At 68.3% G+C, this 4,210-nt stretch carries 5 protein-coding genes; 3 read left to right on the top strand and 2 right to left on the bottom strand.

Annotated elements, in window-relative coordinates:
- The first annotated feature begins 537 nt into the window (after nt 1–537).
- On the top strand, nt 538–804 hold the full coding sequence (locus ABT238_RS38580) for a hypothetical protein (protein ID WP_350807331.1): 267 nt from the start codon (nt 538–540) through the stop codon (nt 802–804).
- Nucleotides 801–1,259: a type II toxin-antitoxin system VapC family toxin gene (locus ABT238_RS38575; RefSeq protein WP_350807326.1), complete on the top strand. Its 459-nt coding sequence runs from the start codon at nt 801–803 to the stop codon at nt 1,257–1,259. Before ABT238_RS38580 ends, ABT238_RS38575 begins: the two co-directional genes overlap by 4 nt.
- 303 nt (nt 1,260–1,562) lie before the next feature.
- Here the strand turns inward: ABT238_RS38575 and ABT238_RS38885 are convergent, their stop codons facing one another.
- The gene (locus tag ABT238_RS38885; RefSeq protein ID WP_502891502.1) at nt 1,563–1,697 is read right to left on the bottom strand and encodes a hypothetical protein; all 135 of its coding nucleotides are present in this window, start codon (nt 1,695–1,697) and stop codon (nt 1,563–1,565) included.
- Between the two features lie 249 nt (nt 1,698–1,946).
- On the opposite strand from ABT238_RS38885, the gene ABT238_RS38565 reads away from it, so the two are divergent.
- Nucleotides 1,947–2,285, top strand: a complete 339-nt coding sequence (locus ABT238_RS38565) for a cyclic-phosphate processing receiver domain-containing protein (RefSeq protein ID WP_350807320.1) — start codon at nt 1,947–1,949, stop codon at nt 2,283–2,285.
- Between the two features lie 1,581 nt (nt 2,286–3,866).
- Here ABT238_RS38565 and ABT238_RS38560 read toward each other — a convergent pair.
- On the bottom strand, nt 3,867–4,013 hold the full coding sequence (locus ABT238_RS38560) for a hypothetical protein (RefSeq protein WP_350807314.1): 147 nt from the start codon (nt 4,011–4,013) through the stop codon (nt 3,867–3,869).
- Between the last annotated feature and the right edge of the window lie 197 nt (nt 4,014–4,210).

Here is a 4,210-nt window from a genome sequence, read left to right as displayed (position 1 = left end):
ACCACCCGCCTGACCGCCAGCCCCGACAAAGTCGGGCAATACCTCCGCCCGAAACCGCCTGCGGCGGCCTAAATCAGTATCGAACGCCCTCTGACAGCGAGCGAAGGCAGCTGCCCGTCACGGCACCGCCGCTGTCCGGGCGGGGGACCGACTCGTCCTGCGGCTGACCCGCCGCGCTGCCCGGCCGGGCTGTCGATCTGCTCCGGCTGATCCCGCGCTCGCGGGGAAGACGGTGAGCGATCCGCTATGCCGTCGTGTTCGCCGGCTGACCCCGTGTTCGTGGGGAGGACCTCTCGATACCAGGCGGCTGCGGCCGCTCGCCCTGGCTGGCCCCCTGCTTGTGCGGGTAGGGCTGCGGCCGGTAGTCCCTCATGTGAGGGATTACCGGCAGGATCGATGGGGGCTGCCCTTCCCCGCCGCTGCCCGCTGGCGCGCGGTGCTGCTTCACGCGGATCGGCCCACGGCCCGCCGGTCAGCCGCTACCGTCGTGCTGCGGGCCACTACCCCGGTCGCCTGCCGCACCTCAAGGAGAACCAGGTGAGTCCGCACTCCAACCCGGCTCCCGACCCAGCCCGCCCACAGCCGTCGATCACCGCGAGTGTCACCGTCTCCGGGGTGGAGGCGCAGATCCTGCGGGACCTGGCCGCGGTACTCGGCCGTTCCCCGGAGGAGCTGGCGATCGAGCACGCCGCCGGCGTCCTGCCGATCCCCGCCGAGCCGCTGGCGGACTGGGGGCTGTTCGACGGCCCGCCGGACCTGGCCGCTGGCGCCGGCGACTGGCTGCATGAGGGCACTGGCCGGTGAGCGCCGCCCCGCTCGGCGTCGCGGTCGCCGACACCTCCGTCCTCCTCGCCGCGTTCAACCGCAAGGACGACCTCCACGCCCAGGGCGCCGAAGCGCTCTCCCTCGCCCGGGTCCTCATCGTCTCCCCGATGGTGATGACCGAGCTCGACCACCTCCTGGCCCGCCGGGCCGGTGAAGCCGAGGCCGTCAACGCCGTCACGCGCCTGGGCGCGCTCGCCGGGCAGGGCTTCGTCGTCCTGCCGCCGGCCGACCGGCGACTGTACGCCGACGCCGAGCAGCTGCTCCGCCAATACCACGGTCACGCTCTCGGCCTGGCCGACGCCGTCAACGCGGTCCTCGCCTGGCGGCTCCAGCGCCCGGCGATCCTGTCCTTCGACCACCACTACCGCGATGTCCTCTCGCCGCCGAAGGGCAGCCTGCGAATCGAGGTCTACCCCACCCCGCTCGACCGCTGACCTCTGGCCGTGTGGGCAGAACGGAACGGCATGGAGAGACTCGTTCAGCAGGACTGGCATACCCGCGCCTGCGGGGAGAACTAGGTCATGGCGCAGAACGCCAGCGGATCGGCCGGCTGACCCCCGCGCCTGCGAGGAGGACGCGACCTCGAAGAGGTCGCCGACGCCGAGGTACGGCTACCCCCGCGCCTGCGGGGAGAACGACGAGAAGCGGTTCACGGTGGCGGCGCGCCGCGGCTGACCCCCGCGCCTGCGGGGAGGACGCCTTGCGGGCGGCGGCGCGCTCGGCGTCCGTCGGCGGGATCACCGGCTGACCCCCGCCTGCGCGGGGAGGACGATGGTGCCGCAGGCGAAGAGGCCGGGCGAGGAGGCGGAGGTCGACTTCGCGGACTTCTGGCTGGACCTGGCCGGGCAGCGGCGCAAGTGCGTGCTGTTCACGCTGCGGCTGTCCTACTCGGGCAAGGCGGTGCACCGGGTCTATGCGACCGCGTCGCAGGAGGCGTTCCTGGAAGGGCACGTGGAGGCGTTCACGCCCAAGTCGGTACCCCCAACGGCCTTGGACGGGCACTGGCCCACTCATGATGGATCAACAGGAGCCTGCGGCCCCGCCTTGATGTGGGCACCGCCCGCCCAGCAGAGCCTCAATACTCCGTGGTTATCCCGCCCGCCTACTGTGACAATCACCCGGTGAAAGAAGCCCCCACCTTGCCGATACCCGTCGTCCTCGGCATAGACGACCTCCGCCCCCTTCCCCAGGCCACGCGGATTGCCCGCACCAGCCGCGAAGGTATCCAGCTTCTGGAAGAGCACCGCAACAGCTTCATTGACGAGCTGTGGCTCGACCACGATCTCGGCGGCGACGACACCATCATGCCGGTGGTGACCCTCATGGAAGAAGCCGCCTTCAACGGACAGCCCTTTCAGATCGGAGCTGTCTTCGTCCACAGCGCCAACCCCATCGGTGCCGAAACCGTCGTCAGGTCACTCGCCCGCTGGAACTACCGTGTCCAGCGGGCAACGGCCTAGAGAGCACAGCATGAAAGGGCTGGACCCACGGGGTCCAGCCCTTGGCGCGTCATAGGCGCGAGCCCCTGGCCGCGACTTGTCAGGGAGGCGACCCGGGCCCGCATCGAAAAGCTACCGACAGCCCCGGTCCCGGCCCGCTCAAACACTCCGCCCAGGCCCGTCGGGTCACCCGATCAGTGGCTCCCATTCTCGCCGGAGTGGCTCCCAATCTCGCCGAAGAACCCCAGCCACAGCCGAGTACATCACCGCCACGAACGGCTTACCCCTGGCTCCCGTTCACATCGGAGCAGCGGCTCTCATATGACCCGACAAAATCAGACCCCCGCCTGCGCGGGGAGAACCCTTCGCGACCTGCGCCGTTTCGACGGCTTTGCCATTTCTTGACCAGTCTGCATGGGAGTGTCATCCGGGCTGGCCTGTTGCGGTGTCAAGGAACAGCGCTCATCCTGGCAGACGTCGGTGGGGCCGTGCTGTGGTTGCGTGGTCGGCGATGTGGAGGGGGCGGTCGGCGCTCAACAACGACGCACCGCAGACCTGCTCGGCGGCGGGCTCGGTCTCCCCCGTGGCTGCGTAGGTGAGAACGGAGAGCACTTGTCGATGGGTTTCGGCATCACTGTTCCTCCGAGAGCGCATGAATGTCGGCGAGAAGTAGGAACACTCGACGTGGCATGAGCTATCGGTGGTCCCGTGCGGGGGCAGCGCCACTCGTGGCAAGATGACGGTATGTTGATCCGAAAGGCTGATGCCGCGTAGGCGTCCGAAGGGGCTGCGCACGGAGCGTTGGCGGCCCAGAAGAGATGTTGCGGTTCGCCGGATCCGCGGTGTGTCCGCGGCAACCCGCGTAGCGATCCGGAAGTTGGAAGAAGAGCGCCTGTGGTCAGGGGCTGTGGTTGCTGCCCTGGCCGAGTGCCGGTGGTATCTGGGACAACCAGGGCGCGTTCTGCCGGATCCGGTGATGGGCTGCGAGTGCTGTGATCCCCTGGTGGCGCGAGACCTTCTAGAAGACGTGCTGCTGTGGCTTCCTCGTGGTGCTCGGGAAGACCTCGGCAGGCTCGTTGCCAGGTTGGACGCCGAGTTCGACCGCAGGGCTGTCTCCCTCAGCTCTCACCTCATCCTGGCAACCCCGTTCAGTGCCTACGGGTATTGGCGCCGACGATTCCTGGAGAACTGAGGGTCAGGTGGCTTCTCGCCGCTCAGCCGACCGCCTGCTGCTGTTCGGCGCGGGCGCGGGGAGCAGTTGTTGAAGACGAGCCAGCAGGTGCAGCCGGCGGGGTCACCCCCGCGGGCGCGGGGAGGACGGCCGCGAATCCCCGCACCGACAGGCGCTCGACTGTTTACGAGTCTGACTCGTAGGTGGTCACGAAATCCCGCTCAGCCGGTTCGGCTGAGCGGGATTTCTGCTTTGGGTGGGCTTGTTCGAGGCGGCGTGCCATGGCGATGGTGCTTCGTGACGTAGATCACGGGGCTGCCCGGGCTGCTTTGGAGGTGGCCAGGCTGGGGCGGGCATGCGAAAACTGCCGTCGGGTGGTAGGCCAACGGCTATGTGATGCAGGTCTCTTCGGGTCTTTTGCGGGCTGTTCGTCAGTCGGGTGGTGGGGGAAGACCGTTGAAGTCGGCCGGGGCAGGCGTGAGGCCGTCGTAGTCCTCGATGGCGCTCGTCGCAGTGAGCTCCGGGCTGGTGGTGCGGAGCCAGTCCTGGATGGTCCGCAGGTTGATCATGAGGATCATCAGGGCGAGAAGGATCGTCTGGGCGACGCGTCCGTGGGCGAGGCGCTTCTTGGGGTCGGCGATGTTGATGTGGTGGCCCTTGGCGCGGCCGTTGACGGCCTCTGGCTTTGTTCATGGGTTTCGACAGCGGTTGTTCAGTACTTCGGGAGGCACCCGTATGGCGGCGTGTTCGATGTTCATGAGAAGCGACAACACCT

Source organism: Kitasatospora sp. NPDC001527 (genome assembly GCF_040298605.1).
GTDB lineage: Bacteria > Actinomycetota > Actinomycetes > Streptomycetales > Streptomycetaceae > Kitasatospora.
Note: the sequence above shows the minus strand (reverse complement) of the source record. Positions and strands in the feature narration are given on the sequence as shown.